Origin of the sequence: Enterobacter cloacae complex sp. P47BA (assembly GCF_014930485.1) — a bacterium.
GTDB classification, from domain to species: domain Bacteria; phylum Pseudomonadota; class Gammaproteobacteria; order Enterobacterales; family Enterobacteriaceae; genus Enterobacter; species Enterobacter bugandensis.
The window spans coordinates 19509-38574 of record NZ_JADBRF010000010.1 but is presented as its reverse complement, the minus strand read 5'-3'; the positions used below and the strand labels follow the sequence as shown (position 1 = coordinate 38574).

Below are 19066 nucleotides of genomic sequence, written 5' to 3'. Positions count from 1 at the left end.
CTGTAAGCTGCCTCGTAATCGATTGCTCACAGTACCATACGGCATTACTCTTTAAAATCGTTTGCTTCCAGCTCGTGGCGTGAGAGCAGCTTATAGAACTCGGTGCGGTTGCGTCCGGCCATCCGCGCCGCGTGGGTCACGTTGCCTTTGGTTATCTGCAGCAGCTTGCGCAGATAGTTCAGCTCGAACTGGTTACGCGCTTCCGCAAACGTCGGCAAGGCCGTGTTCTCCCCTTCCAGCGCCTGTTCCACCAGCGCATCGCTGATAACGGGCGAGGACGTCAGCGCCACGCACTGCTCAATCACGTTCACCAGCTGGCGCACGTTACCCGGCCAGCTGGCGGCCATCAGCCGTTTCATCGCATCAGTCGAAAAGGCGCGCACGAACGGTTTATGCCGATCTGCCGCCTGGCGCAGGAGGTGATTCGCCAGCAGCGGAATATCTTCCGCACGCTCCGCCAGCGCCGGGATCTTCAGGTTCACCACGTTCAGACGGTAGTAGAGATCTTCACGGAACTCGTTGCGGGCCATCACTTTGGGCAAGTCGCGGTGGGTTGCGGAAATGATTCGCACGTTAATATCAATATCGCGGTTGCTGCCCAACGGGCGCACTTTGCGCTCCTGAAGTACGCGCAACAGTTTGACCTGCAGCGGCGCAGGCATGTCGCCAATTTCGTCGAGGAACAGCGTGCCGCCTTCCGCGGCCTGGAAGAGCCCCTCCCGGCTGCTTACCGCGCCGGTAAATGCACCGCGGGCATGGCCAAAAAGTTCAGACTCAAGAAGCTGCTCTGGGAGGGCACCGCAGTTAATGGCGATAAAAGCATTTTTACTGCGCGGGCTGGCGTTGTGGATCGCCTGCGCCAGGATCTCTTTCCCGGTTCCGCTCTGGCCGTTAATCAACACGCTGACGTCTGACTGTGCGACCATTCGCGCCTGCTCAAGCAGACGCAGCATTATCGGGCTGCGGGTGACGATAGATTCACGCCATGCGTCGTCTCCGGAGGGCGCGGCGTGCTCCAGCGCGCTGTCGATAGCTTTGTAGAGCGCGTCTTTATCTACCGGCTTGGTGAGGAAGCTGAACACGCCCTGCTGGGTTGCGGCGACGGCATCCGGGATTGACCCGTGCGCCGTCAGGATAATGACCGGCATGCCAGGCTGCTGCTTCTGGATTTCGGCGAACAGCTGCATGCCATCCATTTCGTCCATCCGCAGGTCGCTGATCACCAGGTCAATCTTTTCGCGGCTGAGGACTTTAAGCCCCTCCTGCCCGCTTTCCGCGGTCACCACGGTGTAGCCTTCACTCACCAGACGCATCCCCAGCAGCTTTAACAGGCCGGGATCGTCATCCACCAGTAAGAGATGGGCTGGTTTACGGCTCGTCATGCTTCACATCCTCTTGTTTCGGCATATCGCTGTCCGGTGTAGCAGATGAACTACCCGGCTGATATTTACGCGACGAGAGCTGTCTTTCGATATCGGTCAGGTTTTCCAGCTTTCGCGTCGTGGTATCCAGCTGAGTACGTAAATGCTGTTGCTGTTGGCGCAGCGTATCCAGCTCGCTGTCGGTTGACTGCTGTAGCTTGCTGTAGCGGGAGCGCTCTTCAGACAGCTGCAGCTGTAACGTCTGCCCATCCCGCCAGAGCTGGTATACCGGGCGCACCTGTGCGGGAAGATTGATCACAAACGTGTCCAGACGGGTCACGTTGGCCCGACGTTCAACGGGGGTAATTTTCGCATCGGCCAGTAAAATCCCACGCTTGAAAGCGTCCTGCCAGGTGTCTTCATCCAGCATCGCCGCCTTCATGCGGGCGTCTACCGGCGCAAGCCGCTGGGCGCAATCTATTCCGCGCAGCCAGAACAGCGGGTTATTTTCGACATCATGCCCTGACAGATTCCAGATATCCTCACAGCGGGTAGAGAGGAAATCCGCCAGCTGGTTATCGGGCCATTTGTCTTCCTGTTTACCGCTTATCGCACTTTGCGGCGCATGGGAAACGCACCCCGCCAGAACTAAACAGGGCAGACTCAGGCGACCCGCTTTGCTGGAAAACACCGCGCGTATGGCGCGGAAAAAGACGTGTGACATACTCACCAGATATAGATTCATTTTATTAATTTTTCCGGCTCAGGGGCAGTTCAATACGGAAGCAAACATCTGAACGTTCGTCCGTGGCAATGTTTAGCTCACCCTGCATGCGTCGTATGCAGTCCCGGGCAATGCTTAATCCCAGACCGCTTCCTTTTACCGCGCCTTTCCGCTGATGACTCCCCTGGAAAAAGGGTTCGAAGATCATGGTTTTTTCGTCATCGGGGATCGGGGTGCCGGTGTTTGCGACGTCAATAAACACCCGGGAGCCCTTCGTATAACTTCGGATATAAATGTTACCGGATTCAGTACCATAGTGCACCGCATTGGAGTAAAGATTATCCAGAACGCTCATTAATAGCATGGGTTCAGCCAGGCAGGTCAGCGCATTCAGCTCCACCCCGGTATGCATCATTTTAGCTCTTGCCGGCAAGCTATGGGCGGAGATCACCATATCCACCAGTGGCTCAATCTCCACCTCTTCCAGTACCACCGTCCCGTCAGCCAGCTTGCGGTTGTAATCCAGAAGCTGCTCGATCAGCTTTTGCAGGTTGCGGCTGCTGGCGTCCAGAATTTCGACAATCTCTTTCTGCTCCGGCGTAAGCGGCCCTGCCACCTCGTCCGCCAGCAGTTCCGTTCCTTCACGCATGCTGGCCAGCGGGGTTTTCAGCTCATGGGAAATATGGCGCAGGAACTGATGACGCTGGGACTCCAGCCACGCCAGGCGCTCGGATAGCCAGATAATGCGCTGACCGACGGATCGCAGCTCGCGCGGGCCTTTAAAGGCAACCGTATCCCCGAGCGATTTCCCCTCCCCCAGGCGGTTGATCATACGCTGAATACCCTTCACCGGGCCGATGATCATGCGGGTAAAGAGCAGCACCAGCCCGAGGCTCACGAGGAACAGCACCAGCGCCTGCCAGCCGAAGAACTGGCCGCGCTCGGCAATCTCCTGCTGCAGCTGCTGGCCGCGAGAGAAAATGACCGTGCGCGTTGACTGCACCATTTCGGTATTGGCGGCGGCGAATGCCTCAAGGCGCGCGGCGGCAGCCGCATCCGGGCCGCTGTTCTGGCACTGCAACTGCGCGAGATCGTTCAGATCCTGACGTAACGCCTGATACAGCCTGTCGTCCGGCAGCACGCCCGCGTGGGCATCCAGCATTTCGCTGTAGCGCTTGCGCTGGCTCTGGTACACCTTCTCCAGCGTCCGATCGTCGAGCACGCAGTACTGACGATAGCTACGCTCCATCTCCAGCGCAGCGTTGGTCATCGCTTCACTGCGTCTGGCATCGATAAGCGTGGTGCGGTTCGTCAGCGCCGCCTGGGCACTCAGCGCATTGAGGCTCTGCCATGCCTGCCAGGCGAGGATCAGCAGCGGCAGCAGGATCAGCAGAAAGGCCATCATCACGAGCTGTCGCAGGGAGCGGGGAAAAACGGGCCAGCGTTTCAACGCATTACTCTCTTCATGGGGGTTTACGGAGAGCGTAACTGAGTCTGCCCTTCAGATACAACAAAGCCGGGTAAAAACCCGGCTTTGTTATGGAATAAGGCGGTGCCTAACTCGACGTTTCGCCCTGGCCTGATAAAGCATCGCTATGATCAGTAGTTGGACGGCAGGCACCTTTTTGTGCGTCATTCGAAGTTTATGTAGCACGTCCCGAAGGGGCTGACATAAGAAGGTGAATGAGCCACTGGTCAATATTATGCAACACCCATGCCAGAATGCAAAACAAAATATTAACACATTGAAATATATATCTTTTATTGGTTTAATCTATTTGTTGTGCGCTGAATGATTTCCAGGCTAAGTGTCGCTATTAAGCAACACCTTAACGGGAACCTGTCCTGCCATATATAAATCAATAAGTTAAATGTCTCCATTTGGAGACACCCATATACCCTCTTTGTCGCAATTTTGCGACACGCATAAAAAAACCCGGTGGCGCTACGCTCACCGGGTCTACAAAGTACCTGCTTTACATCTTAACCCAGCTGTTTACGCGCGTTGCGGAAGATACGCATCCACGGGCTGTCCTCGCCCCAGTTTTCCGGGTGCCAGGAGTTGCTCACGGTACGGAACACGCGTTCAGGGTGCGGCATCATGATGGTCGCGCGACCGCTTTCGCTGGTCACCGCCGTAATACCATTGACGGAGCCGTTCGGGTTCGCCGGATAGGTTTCAGTGACCTTGCCAAAGTTATCGACAAAGCGCAGCGCCACCAGGCCTTTGCTCTCGAGCTGCGCCAGATGGGCCGCATCGCGCACTTCTACCTGACCTTCGCCGTGGGAAACGGCGATTGGCATCTGAGAGCCAACCATCCCCTGCAGCAGCAGAGACGGGCTCTGAGTCACTTCTACCAGACTGAAGCGCGCTTCGAAGCGGTCGGACTGGTTGCGCACAAAGCGTGGCCAGGCTTCGCTGCCCGGGATCAGCTCGCGCAGGTTAGACATCATCTGGCAGCCGTTGCACACGCCCAGCGCCAGGGTTTGCGGACGATGGAAGAAGGTCTCGAACTCGTCGCGCACGCGGCTGTTAAACAGAATGGACTTCGCCCAGCCTTCGCCTGCGCCCAGCACGTCGCCGTAGGAGAAACCGCCGCACGCCACCAGCGCATGGAAATCTTCCAGACCGGTACGCCCGGCCAGCAGGTCGCTCATGTGGACGTCGATAGCGTCAAAGCCCGCGCGGTGGAAGGCGGCCGCCATCTCAACGTGGGAGTTAACGCCCTGCTCGCGCAGCACGGCCACTTTCGGACGCGCGCCGGTCGCAATGTACGGCGCAGCGATATCTTCGTTGATGTCGAAGGAGAGCTTAACGTTCAGGCCAGGATCCTGGTCATTCGCTTTCGCGTTATGCTCCTGATCGGCGCATTCCGGGTTATCGCGCAGGCGCTGCATCTGCCAGGTGGTTTCTGCCCACCACATGCGAAGCCGTGAGCGGCTTTCGCTGAACACCGCGTGACCGTCGGCCTCAATGACGAAGCGGTCGCCCTGAACGGCTTTCCCCAGATAGTGGACGCAGTCTGCCAGACCGTGCTTCGCCAGAATCGCTTCCACCGCCTCGCGGTCTGCGGCGCGAACCTGAATCACCGCACCCAGCTCTTCGTTAAACAGCGCCGCCAGGCGGTCTTCGCCAAGCGTTGCAATGTTCGCTTCCACGCCGCAGTGGCCGGTGAAGGCCATCTCTGCCAGGGTCACCAGCAGACCGCCGTCGGAACGGTCGTGGTAGGCCAGCAGCTTGCGCTGTGCCACCAGCGCCTGAATTGCGTCGTAGAAGCCTTTTAGCTGCGCCACGTCGCGCACGTCGGCTGGCTTGTCGCCAAGTTGACGGTAAACCTGCGCCAGTGCGGTGGCGCCCAGCGCGTTGTGGCCCTTACCCAGGTCAATCAACAGCAGGGCGTTATCTTCGGTCGCCAGCTGCGGCGTAACGGTATGGCGTACGTCTTCTACACGGGCAAACGCGGTGATCACCAGCGACAGCGGAGACGTCATCTCGCGCTGCTCGTTACCCTCCTGCCAGCGGGTTTTCATCGACATGGAGTCTTTACCCACCGGAATGGTCAGGCCGAGGGCTGGGCACAGCTCCTCACCCACCGCTTTCACGGCTTCATACAGGCCCGCGTCTTCCCCCGGGTGACCGGCTGCCGCCATCCAGTTCGCGGAAAGTTTAATACGTTTGATGTCGCCAATCTGCGTCGCCGCAATGTTGGTCAGCGCTTCACCGACCGCCAGTCGTGCAGAGGCGGCGAAATCCAGCAGCGCCACCGGGGTGCGTTCACCCAGCGCCATCGCTTCACCGTAGTAGCTGTCGAGGCTCGCGGTGGTCACGGCGCAGTTCGCCACCGGGATCTGCCACGGGCCAACCATCTGATCGCGCGACACCATACCGGTCACGGTACGATCGCCGATGGTCACCAGGAAGGTTTTCTCAGCCACAGCAGGCAGGTGCAGCACGCGATTAACGGCTTCTGCCACGGTGATGCCCTGGCGATCCAGCGCTTTGCCCGCCGCTTTACGGGTTGTTACATCGCGGGTCATCTTCGGCGTTTTACCGAGCAGCACGTCCAGCGGCAGATCGATCGGCTGGTTGTCGAAATGGGTGTCGCTCAGAGTCAGGTGCTGCTCTTCGGTTGCTTCACCGATGACGGCATACGGCGCGCGTTCGCGGCGGCACAGCTCGTCAAACAGCGGCAGCTGGTCGGCCGCAACCGCCAGCACGTAGCGCTCCTGGGATTCGTTACACCAGATTTCGAGCGGGCTCATGCCCGGCTCATCGCTCAGGATATCGCGCAGGTTGAAACGGCCACCGCGACCGCCGTCGCTCACCAGCTCCGGCATGGCGTTGGACAGGCCGCCCGCGCCCACGTCGTGGATGAACAGAATCGGGTTAGCAGCGCCCAGCTGCCAGCAGCGGTCGATCACTTCCTGGCAGCGACGCTCCATCTCAGGGTTGTCACGCTGCACGGACGCGAAGTCGAGATCCGCATCAGACTGGCCGGAGGCCATAGAAGAGGCCGCACCGCCGCCCAGACCGATGTTCATCGCCGGGCCGCCCAGCACGATCAGCTTCGCGCCGACGACGATCTCGCCTTTCTGCACATGATCGGCACGGATGTTGCCGATCCCGCCTGCCAGCATGATCGGTTTGTGGTAGCCGCGCAGTTCTTCGCCGTTGTGGCTGTCCACCTTCTCTTCGTAGGTACGGAAGTAACCGTTCAGCGCCGGACGTCCAAATTCGTTGTTAAACGCCGCGCCGCCCAGCGGGCCTTCGGTCATGATATCCAGCGCGGTCACGATGCGCTCTGGCTTGCCGAAATCTTCTTCCCACGGCTGTTCAAAGCCAGGGATGCGCAGGTTGGAGACGGAGAAACCGACCAGACCCGCTTTGGGTTTCGCCCCACGACCGGTCGCCCCTTCGTCACGGATTTCGCCGCCGGAGCCGGTCGCCGCACCCGGCCACGGAGAAATGGCCGTCGGGTGGTTGTGGGTTTCCACTTTCATCAGAATATGCGCAGGCTCCTGATGGAAGTCATAGCGCCCTGCTTCGCGATCGGCGAAGAAGCGGCCCACCTCGGAACCTTCCATCACCGCAGCGTTGTCTTTATAGGCAGACAGCACGTGGTCAGGGGTTTGTTCCATGGTGTTTTTGATCATTTTGAACAGCGACTTCGGCTGCTGTTCGCCGTCGATAATCCAGTCGGCATTGAAAATCTTATGGCGGCAGTGCTCAGAGTTGGCCTGCGCGAACATGTAGAGTTCGATGTCGTTCGGGTTGCGGTTGAGCTTAACGAACGCGTCCTGCAGGTAGTCAATTTCGTCTTCTGCCAGCGCCAGGCCGAGACGCAGGTTGGCGTCAATCAGCGCCTGACGGCCCTGCCCCAGCAGGTCCACGCTCTGTACCGGTGCAGGCTGATGATGGGAGAAAAGCTTCTGTGCGTCATCAAGAGAGGCAAACACGCTCTCCATCATGCGGTCGTGCAATTCAGCCGCAACCGCCTGCCACTGCGCGTCGCTCAGGGTAGAGGCTTCGACGTAGTACGCTACGCCGCGCTCCAGACGGTTAATCTGGCTCAGGCCGCAGTTGTGGGCAATGTCGGTGGCTTTGGAAGACCAGGGGGAGATGGTGCCCGGACGCGGCGTCGCAAGGATCAGTTTGCCGGTTGGCGTATGGCTGCTCAGATTTGGGCCATACTTGAGCAGGCGTTCCAGCTGTACGCGCTCCTCTGCATTCAGGGGGGCATTCAGGTCAGCAAAATGGACATACTCAGCGTAAATATTGCTTACCGGAAGGTCGGCCGCCTGAAAACGTGCCAGCAGTTTGGTAATACGGAAGGCAGACAGTGCAGGCGAACCACGCAGAATTTCCATCATAAGTCTCTCGTCTTCGAAGCGCCGGGGCGCTTACAGTGTGCGCAAGGGGGGAAAACGGGCGTCATTATAGAGAATCCTGAGCGCCGACGAAACCGTTTGCGTCGAAATAAAATCGACTTCAGCGTTTAACAATAGATGTGACCTGTCTCTCTAATTGGTTGCCAAGTGGCGCAAGTTTACGCAAAATGCCGCTCATTCAATGACAAACCTTATGATTAACATGGCTACAGCAGACTGAGGCAACCGGCGTCGCAGAGAATTAACTAATTGAAAAAATTAAAGATTAATTATCTGCTCATCGGCATTGTAACGTTGCTGCTGGCAGTGGCCCTCTGGCCTTCCATCCCCTGGTTCGGCAAAGCCGAAAATCGTATCGCCGCCATTCAGGAGCGGGGGGAACTGCGCGTCAGTACCCTCAACTCTCCGCTGATTTACAGCGACATCAACGGCAAAATTATTGGTCTGGATTATGAGCTGGCGCAGCAGTTTGCCGATTATCTGGGCGTGAAGCTTAAAATTACCGTCCGCCAGAACATCAACCAGCTGTTTGACGACCTGGACAACAACAACGCCGATATCCTCGCTGCCGGGCTGGTCTATAACAGCGAGCGCAGCAAGAACTACCAGCCGGGCCCGACCTACTACTCCGTTTCCCAGCAGCTGGTTTATCGCGTCGGGAGCCTGCGCCCGCGTACGCTTGCCTCGATCAACGCGCAACAGCTGACGATTGCTCCCGGCCACGTAGTGATTGACGACCTGCGTGAGTTAAAAGAGAAAAAATACCCGGATCTGAGCTGGACGGTTGACCCTAAACTCGGCACGACGGAGCTGCTGGAGCAGGTCAAAGATCAGAAACTGCCCTACACCATCGCCGATTCGGTGGCGATCAGCCTGTTCCAGCGGGTGCATCCTGAAATCGCCGTGGCGCTGGACGTGACGGACGAACAGCCGGTGACCTGGTTTACCCATCTGGATGATGACCAGACCCTCTCGGCGGCCATGCTGGATTTTTATAACACCATCAATGAAGACGGCACGCTGGCGCGACTTGAGGAGAAGTACCTCGGCCACGGGGATGACTTTGACTACGTTGACACCCGCAGCTTCCTGCGCGCGGTTGACAGCGTCCTGCCTGACCTGCAGCCGCTTTTCGAAAAATATGCCCAGGAGATTGACTGGAAACTGCTGGCGGCTATCTCGTACCAGGAGTCCCACTGGGACACCCAGGCCACGTCGCCAACGGGCGTACGCGGACTGATGATGTTAACCAAAAATACCGCGCTGAGCCTGGGCGTTAACGACCGTACCGATGCGGAACAGAGCATCAGCGGCGGGGCGCGCTACCTGCAGGATATGATGGCTAAAGTCCCGGAAACCGTGCCGGATGAGGAACGGATCTGGTTTGCGCTGGCGGCCTACAACATGGGCTACGCGCACATGCTTGACGCACGGGCTCTGACGGCGAAAACGAAGGGAAACCCGGACAGCTGGTCAGACGTAAAACAGCGCCTGCCGCTGCTGAGCCAGAAGCCATGGTACAACAAGCTGACGTATGGCTACGCGCGCGGACATGAAGCCTACGCCTACGTGGAAAATATACGTAAGTATCAGATTAGCCTGGTCGGCTATCTGCTGGAGAAAGAGAAAGAGGCAACAGAGGCAAAACAGCTGGCGGAAAGTTATCCGGTTGTGGCGCAGGACGAGCTTAATCATCCGACAACTTCAATTCTGCCTTTTGTTGCTTTTTCTGCTGACGGCGCATTCGAAAGAAATCGCTTAATAGCCCCGAACACTCTGGTGCAAGTACCCCACCGATAGTCTGCACCTGATGATTCATTCCTGGATGACCCAGCACGTCCATCAGTGAACCGGCCGCACCGGTTTTTTCATCCCGCGCTCCAAACACCAGGGTACCGATTCGGCTGTGCACCATCGCCCCTGAGCACATCACGCAGGGTTCAAGGGTGACGTACAGGGTGGTATCAAGCAGACGATAGTTTTGCAGCACCAGCCCGCCCTGACGAAGCGCCATAATTTCGGCGTGCGCAGTAGGATCGTGGCGGCCAATAGGACGGTTCCACCCTTCCCCAATCACCCGGTTGTTATGAACCAGCACCGCGCCCACGGGCACTTCGCCCTCGTCCCAGGCCCGTTGAGCCAGCGCCAGCGCGTGGCGCATCCAGTATTCATGATTGTGTTCTGAGGTGGACAAGGGCTGATACTCCAGTCTAAAAGCGGGCGGCATTATACACAGCCCTTACAGATAAGACTATTCGAGTTGCTGAAGTTCACCGAGGGGAGTAACGCGCCAGCGGTGCTGGCAAAAATAGAGCAGCGGGTTGTCCTGCTTGCTGTCGCTGTAGCCGCTGTAAAGGCGCAGCGGCGTGCCGATGCGTTTTTCCAGCTGGACCACCTTTTCATGCCCCAGACAGCGCATCGTCAGGACCCAGCCGCCGTAGCCGCGGGAAATTTGCGTGGCGATAAGATTTACGCGCGGCAGCCAGGGGGTATCAAAGTAGACCTGCTCCACCAGCGTCTGCGGGGAGCCGGTAATCAGCCAGATATCGGCATCGTTGGCGTCAAGATAGCTGGTCAGGCGCGCCTGCACCACGGGAAACGCGGCAACGTGGCCGCGGAACCAGAGAGCGAACTCCTTTTCGAGCTGTTTGAGCCGCGCTTCGCTGTGGCCAAACGTACATCCCCACAGCAGCAGGCTCATCGGCCAGCGCGCCGCCCGGCCTTTTACCAGCAGCGCGATGCCAATGAGGGGTAAGAGCGGTAAGACGAGCAGCGCGTTCAGAGGCTGACGCCGCAGCAGGTAGCGCATAAACGTACCAAACATATCCTGCTGATGCAGCGTTCCATCCAGATCGAAAAAGACAACGCGACGCTCGTGATTGGCCAAACCTTACTCCTCTGGGTCGTTGAATCCTAACAGCCAGGTAAACAGGAACCCGGCGATCACCGCTACTAAATAGCCTAACAGATAGAGCATGACTTTTCCGGTCACGATGGTTAATGCCAGCGGTAAACCGGAGAGACCAAAGGTGATAACGGTGGCGACTTTCCAGTAGCTGATGAGTGCCCCGCCTACCGCGCCCCCCAGACAGGCCGCAAGGAACGGTTTACCCAGCGGCAGCGTGACGCCGAATATCAGCGGCTCGCCAATGCCGAGCAGCCCGACCGGCAGCGCCCCTTTAATCACTTTTTTCAGGCGCGCGTTGCGGGTTTTCATCAGGACGGCAATCGCTGCCCCCACCTGCCCGACGCCCGCCATCGAGAGAATAGGCAGCAGCGCGTTATAACCGTGCGCCTGCACCAGCTCGACGTGGATCGGCACCAGCCCCTGATGCAGGCCGGTCAGCACCAGCGGCAGGAAGGTACCTGACAGCACCGCCCCCACCAGCAGGCCGCCGCGGTCGATAGCCAGAGACGCGCCGTGGGCGATGGCGTCAGAGATCCACCCGCCGAGTGGCTGAAGGACCACAATCGCGACGCTACCGGTAATTAACGTGGTCAGCAGCGGGTTGAGGATCAGCTCAATCGAGCCAGGCAGAACCGCGCGTAGCTTTTTCTCGATCCAGCACATAAGAATAACCACCAGCAGCACGGCAATCACCCCGCCGCGACCAGGCTGGAGCGCCTCGCCAAACAGCGTGATTTGCGCCAGCTGCGGGCTGGACAAGATCCCTGCCATTACGCCGCCCATGGCCAGCGAGCCGCCAAACACCTTCGCGGTATTGACCCCGACCAGGATGTTCATAATGGCAAACACCGCGCTGCCGAAGATCCCGAGAATGCCCAGCAGGTTCGGATACTGCGTGGCAAAATCCCCGACGATATCCGGCCGCTTAAGGATGTTGATGATCCCGGTGATCAAGCCGGAAGCTATAAACGCCGGGATCAGCGGGATAAAGACGTTTGCCAGCTGTCGCAGCGCATCGCTCATGGGAGCTTTGTATTTGGCCTTCGCCTGCGCTTTGGTGCATTCAGCGTCGTCAACCGTCACGCTTGCACCGCCGACCATCAGCGCGCGCATGGCATCGACAACCTGCGCCGCCTTGCCCGGCCCGACGATCAGCTGGTGTTGCTGCCCCTGTTTTACGTAGCCGCTGACGCCGGACAGCTTCTTCAGGCCCGGCACGTCAAGCTGGTCGTCGTTATGCACCTCGACGCGCACGCGCGTCATGCAGTTTTCCAGACGCTGAATATTTTTCTCCCCGCCTATCCCCTGCAGGATATCGCTGGCGAGCGCTGCTGTTTTGTCCATAAACGCCTCTGCTAGTTTTCTAAAGCCGCCCGTAAGAAGCCGTTGTGCGCATCAAGTCTGGCTCGCGCAGCCGCCGCGTCCAGCCCGCTTAAGATCATCAAAATGGCTGGTTTTACGTCGTGATCGGTCTGCCTGAGCACCGCTTCTGCCTCTTCACGGCCCGCGCCTGTCGCCTCCATCACCATGCGGCAGGCTCTGTCCACCAGCTTGACGTTGGTGGCCTGCATATCGACCATCAGGTTCTGGTAGACCTTGCCGAACTTCACCATCGCACCGGTGGAGATCATATTGAGCACCAGCTTTTGCGCGGTCCCGGATTTCAGGCGCGTGGAGCCGGTGAGCGCTTCTGGCCCAACGACCGGAGAGATGGCGATAGCGGCCACCTGCGCAATCGGCGAGCCGGGGTTGCAGGAGATGGCGACCGTCGTGCAGCCGGTCCGGTTGGCGTATTCCAGGCCGCCAATGACGTACGGCGTGCGCCCTGATGCCGCCAGGCCGACCACCAGATCGTTCGCCGTCAGGTTCAGATCCTTCAGGTCATCCTCACCCAGCTGTTTGTTGTCCTCCGCCCCTTCAACGGCCTTCAGCAGCGCGCCGGGACCACCTGCAATCAGGCCAACCACCAGGCCGTGCGGAACGCCAAAGGTGGGCGGACATTCCGAGGCATCCAGCACCCCGAGACGCCCGCTGGTACCGGCCCCCATATAGATAATGCGACCACCGGCCTTAAGAGCTTCCGCCGCCGCATCGACCGCTTTCGCCACCTCTGGCAATGTCTCTTTAACTGCCTGCGCGACCAGCGTATCCTGTTGATTAAAGCGGTTAACCAGCTCCAGGGTGGAGAGCGCATCCAGATCCATGGTTTGCGGGTTACGCGTTTCAGAAACAAGTGAGCCAAGATTCATTTTTTGTACCTCAAGAATTTTTAATTCATAATAATCACACTATAATGGAATATAAAATTCATTCAGGCGAGCAGAATTCGTTTTTGCGCAGACAATCACATTTCCGCCGGGAGTACTCATGAACTGTTTAATTCGCATTCGCCAGCGCTACGCCGGCTTTGCTCAAAGCGACAAAAAGCTGGCGGATTTTCTGCTTTCTCAGCCCGATCGCGCCCGCCACCTCAGCTCACAGCAGCTGGCAAGCGAAGCTGGAGTGAGCCAGTCAAGCGTGGTGAAATTTGCCCAGAAGATCGGGTTTAAGGGTTTTCCCGCTCTTAAGCTGGCAATCAGCGAAGCGCTGGTGAGTAACCCGAATCCGCAGTCCATGCCGGTGCATAACCGGATCCGCGGCGATGACCCGATGCGTCTGGTTGGGGAAAAGCTGATCAAGGAGAACGTGGCGGCCATGCACGCCACGCTGGACGTGAATACCGAAGAGAAATTACTGGAAAGCGTGGCGATGCTGCGGGCGGCGCGGCGAATTATTTTAACCGGTATTGGCGCGTCCGGTCTGGTGGCGCGTAATTTTGGCTGGAAGCTGACTAAAATCGGTTTTAACGCCATCGTCGAGCAGGATATGCACGCCCTGCTGGCGACCGTGCAGGCGATGGATCCTGACGATCTGCTGCTGGCCATCTCCTACTCCGGCGAGCGCCGCGAGATCAACATGGCGACCGACGAAGCCCTGCGCGTCGGCGGCAAAATTCTGGCGATCACCGGCTTTACGCCTAATGCGCTGCAGCAGCGGGCAACGCGCTGTTTGTATACCATTGCCGAAGAGCAGGCCACGCGCAGCGCGGCAATTTCGTCCACCAGCGCACAAATGATGCTGACGGACCTGCTGTTTATGGCGCTGGTACAGCAGGATCTGGAGCGCGCGCCTGAGCGCATTCGTCACAGCGAAGAACTGGTAAAGAAACTGGTTTGACGCGTATAATGCCCGCCCAGTTTGTGTTGTTTCTGAGAATTTCCTGATGGCGCTGTTAATTACCAAAAAATGCATCAATTGCGATATGTGCGAACCCGAATGCCCGAACCAGGCGATTTCGATGGGCGACAGCATTTACGAGATTAACAGCGACCGCTGCACGGAATGCGTCGGCCACTATGAGACACCGACCTGCCAGAAGGTGTGCCCGATCCCCAACACTATTCTGAAGGATCCGACACACGTCGAGAGCGAAGAGCAGCTGTGGGATAAATTTGTCCTGATGCACCACGCGGACAAAATTTAGCTTTCGATAATCACCGTCGCGCTGGCATAGTGGCGTTCATCTGCGATCGTCACGTGCATATGATTCACCCCCAGCTTCTCCGCCAGCTTTTGCGCTTCCCCCCACAGACGCAAGCTCGGTTTGCCCAGCTCATCATTAAAAACTTCGAACTGGTTAAACGCCAGGCCGTTACGAATGCCGGTCCCGAAGGCCTTGGCTGCCGCCTCTTTTACCGCAAAGCGCTTTGCCAGAAAACGCACCGGCTGCTGGTGCGTTTTCCAGATAGCCCATTCGTTATCGCTCAGCACGCGCCTTGCGAGGCGATCGCCGCTCCGGGCGATCACCGCTTCGATGCGGGCTATTTCGACGATATCGGTGCCTAAGCCCAGAATGGCCATTACTGACGCGCTTCCAGCATCAGGCGTTTCATCTCTGATACCGCCTCTTTCAGGCCGCTCATCACCGCGCGGCCAATAATGGCGTGGCCGATGTTCAGCTCATGCATTTCCGGCAGAGCAGCAATGGCCTTCACGTTGTGGTAGGTCAGGCCGTGACCGGCATTAACCTTCAGTCCCAGGCTCGCGGCGTAGGTGGCCGCTTTGGCGATACGCTCCAGCTCTTTGGCCTGCTCGGCATCGTTTTTAGCATCGGCATAGCAGCCGGTGTGAATTTCGATATACGGCGCGCCCACGTCGGCTGCCGCTTTAATCTGCGCGAAATCGGCGTCGATAAACAGAGAAACCAGGATACCGGCATCCGCCAGGCGCTTGCAGGCATCGCGCATTTTGTCCTGCTGCCCCGCCACGTCCAGTCCACCTTCGGTGGTCACTTCCTGGCGTTTTTCCGGCACCAGGCAGCAAAAGTGCGGTTTGGTCTCGCAGGCAATGGTCAGCATCTCTTCGGTGACCGCCATCTCCAGATTCATACGGGTGTCCAGCGTCTGACGAAGAATGCGCACGTCGCGGTCGGTAATGTGGCGGCGGTCTTCACGCAGGTGAACGGTAATGCCATCGGCACCAGCCTGTTCAGCGATAAACGCCGCCTGAACCGGATCGGGATACGCCGTGCCGCGCGCGTTGCGCAGGGTGGCGATGTGGTCGATGTTGACGCCTAACAGTAATTCAGCCATGACAATCCTCGGTTTTCTTTCTGATGCTGTGGTCTAACGTTTGGGCATAAACTGCCTGAATAATTCGCGGCTCTTTAAGGGCTTGCCGCCAAGATACGGCTTGAGGGCAATCCGGGTAAAGCGTTTTGCTGCGCGCAGGGTGTCGGCGTCCGGAAACTCGCGTTCATAAAGTGCTCTGAGCTGGCGTCCGGTAAAAGTACTGTTATCAACGACTACGCTGGCAATAAAACCTTTTTCTTCTCGGTAGCGGTAGGTCATGGTGTCTTCCACCTCATCACCGCTGCCTGCGCAGTGCAGAAAATCCACGCCGTACCCGAGGTGGCCCAGCAGCGCCAGTTCGAAACGACGCAGGGCGGGTTCGGGCGTGCCGGTCGCACCCGCCAGTGCCTGGATACAGTGCAGATAATCGAAGAAAAGTTCCGAGAAGCGAGTCTCATGTTCAAGGACGCGGGAGATGAGCTCGTTGACATACAGACCGCTGTAGAGCGTGATGCCAGAAAGGGGAAGCGCCAGAGAGACGGCTTCAGCGCTGCGCAAGGTTTTGACTTCCCCTCGCCCGCCAAAGCGAACCAGCAGCGGCGTAAAAGGCTGTAGGGCACCCTTCAGATTAGAACGTTTGGAACGTGCGCCTTTCGCAACAAGGCGCACGCGGCCCGACTCTTCCGTGAAGACGTCCAGTATCAGGCTGGTTTCGCTCCAGGGACGACTATGGAGAACGAAGGCGCGCTGCCAACCTTCCATTATACTCGTCGTCTTGAGTTACTGATCTTCGCCGTAACCGAGGCTGCGCAGAGCACGCTCATCATCGGCCCAGCCAGATTTCACCTTCACCCACAGTTCCAGATGAACTGGCGCTTCGAACATCTCCTGCATGTCTTTACGGGCTTCGATACCGATGGTTTTGATCTTGGCGCCTTTGTTGCCGATCACCATCTTCTTCTGCCCTTCACGCTCGACGAGGATCAGGCCGTTAATGTCGTAGCCACCGCGCTCGTTGCTCTGGAAACGCTCGATCTCCACCGTCACAGAGTACGGCAGCTCGGCGCCCAGGAAACGCATCAGCTTTTCACGGATGATTTCAGACGCCATAAAGCGCTGAGAGCGATCGGTGATGTAATCTTCCGGGAAGTGGTGAATCGCTTCCGGCAAGTGCTTACGTACGATGCCCGCGATGGTATCGACGTTCAGGCCGGTCTCAGCAGACAGCGGAACGATATCGAGGAAGTTCATCTGGCTGCCCAGCCACTGCAGGTGCGGCAGCAGGTCAGCTTTTTCCTGCACGTTGTCAACTTTGTTGACCGCGAGGATCACCGGCGTTTTGCCGTCACGCAGCTTGTTCAGTACCATTTCGTCGTCCGGCGTCCAGCGGGTGCCTTCCACTACGAAAATCACCAGCTCTACGTCGCCGATGGAGCTGCTCGCCGCCTTGTTCATCAGACGGTTAATGGCACGCTTCTCTTCCATGTGCAGGCCAGGGGTATCGACGTAGATCGCCTGATACGCGCCTTCAGTATGGATGCCGACGATGCGGTGACGCGTGGTCTGCGCCTTACGCGAGGTGATGGAAATCTTCTGCCCAAGCAGATTATTCAGCAGGGTGGATTTGCCGACGTTCGGACGTCCGACGATGGCAATAAATCCGCAATAGGTTTTTTCTTCGCTCATTCCAGCTCCAGCATTTTTAACGCCTGTTCGGCGGCAGCCTGTTCAGCCTTACGGCGGCTCGAACCTGTGCCCACCACCGGTTCACTCAGGCCACTGACCTGGCAATGGATGGTAAATTCCTGATCGTGCGCTTCGCCACGAACCTGCACCACCAGATAGGATGGCAGCGGCAGATGACGGCCCTGCAAATATTCCTGCAGGCGCGTTTTCGGATCTTTTTGTTTATCGCCCGGGCTAATTTCGTCCAGACGGGTCTGATACCAGTTAAGGATCAGCTTTTCTACGGTCTGGATATCGCTGTCCAGGAACACGCCACCAATTAATGCTTCGACCGTATCGGCAAGAATAGATTCACGACGGAAGCCGCCGCTTTTCAGTTCACCCGGCCCAAGACGCAGACATTCGCCCAGTTCAAATTCGCGCGCGATTTCAGCGAGGGTGTTGCCGCGCACCAGCGTGGCGCGCATGCGGCTCATATCACCTTCGTCCACGCGCGGGAAACGATGATAAAGCGCATTCGCAATCACGAAACTTAAAATAGAGTCACCCAGAAACTCGAGACGCTCATTATGTTTGCTGCTGGCACTGCGATGGGTTAATGCCTGTTGCAACAACTCCTGATGATGAAAAGTGTAGCCCAGCTTCCGTTGAAGCCGATTAATTACGATGGGGTTCATGCGATACCAATAAATGAATGCGTCAAAAATGCAGCACACGAAACCGACCTGAGAAAACCAACGCGGTTTCGTGTGCCGTGGCACCCTTGCAGGGCCAACCTTAAACTTCGGGGGAATATTCTATACACAACGACAGGGGATGTCGTTAGTTCAAAGAGATTTATCGAGGAAATAATTCACGTAGCCGCGAAATAACGCGGCTACGTGTTCTTTTCCTGAGAATTAATGGATTCCGCCAATACGATTCAGGCGCACGCCGGTCGGCCACTCGCCTTCCTGCTTCTCAAAACTCATCCAGATCGCGGTTGCTTTACCCACCAGATTCGCTTCCGGCACAAAGCCCCAGTAACGGCTGTCCGCGGAGTTATCGCGGTTATCGCCCATCATGAAGTAGTGTCCCGGCGGTACGATCCAGCTGGCCAGCTGCTGACCCGGCTGTTTGTAATACATCCCCACCTGGTCCTGCGCGATTGGCACGGTCAGAATGCGGTGAGTGACATCGCCCAGCGTCTCTTTGCGCTCAACCAGACGAATGCCGTTCTCTTTGGTTTCACCTTTTGGCACCTGGAAGAATCCGCTGGTCGCTTCACCGCCGTTACGACGGGCGAAAGTCTGCACGAAATCACTTGGCTCAACGTTTGAGTAGGTGATTGGCAGCGCGTTTTCACACGCGGTACCGGAGCTGCAGCCCGGCTGAACGGTGACTTCCTTCGCAACCGGATCGTAGGTCACTTTATCACCCGGCAGACCCACCGCGCGCTTAATGTAATCCAGACGCGGATCGTCCGGATATTTAAACACCACGATGTCGCCACGTTTCGGATGCCCCGTTTCGATCAGCGTTTTCTGGTAAATCGGATCTTTAATGCCGTAGGCAAACTTCTCAACCAGAATAAAATCACCGATCAGCAGCGTTGGCATCATTGATCCCGATGGGATCTGGAACGGCTCATAAATAAACGAACGTACCACCAGCACAATCGCCAGCACCGGGAACACCGACGCGCCCGTTTCCAGCCAGCCCGGTTTCGGGCCAACTTTCTTCAGGGTTTTCGCGTCAAGCGCATCGCCAGTCGCTGCCTGCGCGGCAGCCTGACGTTCACGGCGTTTTGGGGCGAAGATAAACTTATCCAGGCACCACAGCAGGCCTGTCACCAGCGTAGCGATGACCAGGATCAGGGCAAACATGTTCGCCATGCCAACTCCTTAAA

General features: G+C 57.7%; 17 protein-coding genes. 3 read left to right on the top strand and 14 right to left on the bottom strand.

Features of this window, described 5'->3' with window-relative positions:
• Window positions 1–44: 44 nt before the first annotated feature.
• The 4 genes from glrR to purL form a co-directional block, all read right to left on the bottom strand.
• A complete protein-coding gene (gene glrR, locus IM299_RS11750) occupies window positions 45–1382 on the bottom strand; it encodes a two-component system response regulator GlrR (RefSeq protein WP_028014084.1) in 1338 nt (445 codons plus the stop codon).
• On the bottom strand, window positions 1369–2106 hold the full coding sequence (gene qseG / locus IM299_RS11745) for a two-component system QseEF-associated lipoprotein QseG (protein WP_048957757.1): 738 nt from the start codon (window positions 2104–2106) through the stop codon (window positions 1369–1371). Before qseG ends, glrR begins: the two co-directional genes overlap by 14 nt.
• A gap of 4 nt (window positions 2107–2110) precedes the next feature.
• The gene (gene qseE / locus IM299_RS11740) at window positions 2111–3535 is read right to left on the bottom strand and encodes a two component system sensor histidine kinase QseE/GlrK (protein ID WP_126345887.1); all 1425 of its coding nucleotides are present in this window, start codon (window positions 3533–3535) and stop codon (window positions 2111–2113) included.
• Between the two features lie 533 nt (window positions 3536–4068).
• On the bottom strand, window positions 4069–7956 hold the full coding sequence (gene purL / locus IM299_RS11735; RefSeq protein ID WP_193357515.1) for a phosphoribosylformylglycinamidine synthase: 3888 nt from the start codon (window positions 7954–7956) through the stop codon (window positions 4069–4071).
• A gap of 267 nt (window positions 7957–8223) precedes the next feature.
• Here purL and mltF point away from each other — a divergent pair, with 267 nt between their 5' ends.
• Entirely contained in the window at window positions 8224–9774 is a 1551-nt protein-coding gene (gene mltF / locus IM299_RS11730) for a membrane-bound lytic murein transglycosylase MltF (protein WP_193357514.1), read from the top strand.
• On the opposite strand, the gene tadA is transcribed toward mltF, so the two are convergent.
• The 4 genes from tadA to murQ are packed head-to-tail and all read right to left on the bottom strand — an operon-like array spanning window position 9662 to window position 13131.
• A complete protein-coding gene (tadA, locus tag IM299_RS11725) occupies window positions 9662–10201 on the bottom strand; it encodes a tRNA adenosine(34) deaminase TadA (protein WP_048338854.1) in 540 nt (179 codons plus the stop codon). The two genes, mltF and tadA, sit on opposite strands and share 113 nt — an antisense overlap.
• Window positions 10202–10225: 24 nt before the next feature.
• Window positions 10226–10861, bottom strand: coding sequence for a phosphatidylglycerophosphatase C (gene yfhb, locus IM299_RS11720; protein ID WP_028014089.1), 636 nt, complete (start codon window positions 10859–10861; stop codon window positions 10226–10228).
• 3 nt (window positions 10862–10864) lie between these two features.
• Window positions 10865–12226, bottom strand: a complete 1362-nt coding sequence (locus IM299_RS11715; protein WP_193357513.1) for a PTS transporter subunit EIIC — start codon at window positions 12224–12226, stop codon at window positions 10865–10867.
• Between the two features lie 11 nt (window positions 12227–12237).
• Entirely contained in the window at window positions 12238–13131 is an 894-nt protein-coding gene (murQ, locus tag IM299_RS11710; protein WP_041908675.1) for an N-acetylmuramic acid 6-phosphate etherase, read from the bottom strand.
• 118 nt (window positions 13132–13249) lie between these two features.
• Here murQ and IM299_RS11705 point away from each other — a divergent pair, with 118 nt between their 5' ends.
• Complete coding sequence (locus IM299_RS11705) at window positions 13250–14098, top strand: MurR/RpiR family transcriptional regulator (protein ID WP_193357512.1); 849 nt, start codon at window positions 13250–13252, stop codon at window positions 14096–14098.
• 46 nt (window positions 14099–14144) lie between these two features.
• Window positions 14145–14405 (top strand): YfhL family 4Fe-4S dicluster ferredoxin, encoded by a 261-nt coding sequence (locus IM299_RS11700; RefSeq protein ID WP_028014093.1) that lies wholly within the window; start codon window positions 14145–14147, stop codon window positions 14403–14405.
• Here IM299_RS11700 and acpS read toward each other — a convergent pair.
• From acpS to lepB, 6 genes are all read right to left on the bottom strand, one after another.
• Window positions 14402–14782 (bottom strand): holo-ACP synthase, encoded by a 381-nt coding sequence (gene acpS, locus IM299_RS11695; protein WP_059355503.1) that lies wholly within the window; start codon window positions 14780–14782, stop codon window positions 14402–14404. The two genes, IM299_RS11700 and acpS, sit on opposite strands and share 4 nt — an antisense overlap.
• Window positions 14782–15513, bottom strand: a complete 732-nt coding sequence (gene pdxJ / locus IM299_RS11690) for a pyridoxine 5'-phosphate synthase (protein WP_041908673.1) — start codon at window positions 15511–15513, stop codon at window positions 14782–14784. Before pdxJ ends, acpS begins: the two co-directional genes overlap by 1 nt.
• Before the next feature lie 33 nt (window positions 15514–15546).
• Entirely contained in the window at window positions 15547–16254 is a 708-nt protein-coding gene (gene recO, locus IM299_RS11685) for a DNA repair protein RecO (protein WP_193357511.1), read from the bottom strand.
• Between the two features lie 18 nt (window positions 16255–16272).
• Window positions 16273–17178, bottom strand: coding sequence for a GTPase Era (gene era, locus IM299_RS11680; protein WP_028014097.1), 906 nt, complete (start codon window positions 17176–17178; stop codon window positions 16273–16275).
• Entirely contained in the window at window positions 17175–17855 is a 681-nt protein-coding gene (gene rnc / locus IM299_RS11675; protein WP_003860711.1) for a ribonuclease III, read from the bottom strand. The genes era and rnc overlap by 4 nt, the downstream gene beginning before the upstream one ends.
• 222 nt (window positions 17856–18077) lie before the next feature.
• Window positions 18078–19052, bottom strand: coding sequence for a signal peptidase I (gene lepB / locus IM299_RS11670; RefSeq protein WP_047364182.1), 975 nt, complete (start codon window positions 19050–19052; stop codon window positions 18078–18080).
• Window positions 19053–19066 lie beyond the last annotated feature (14 nt).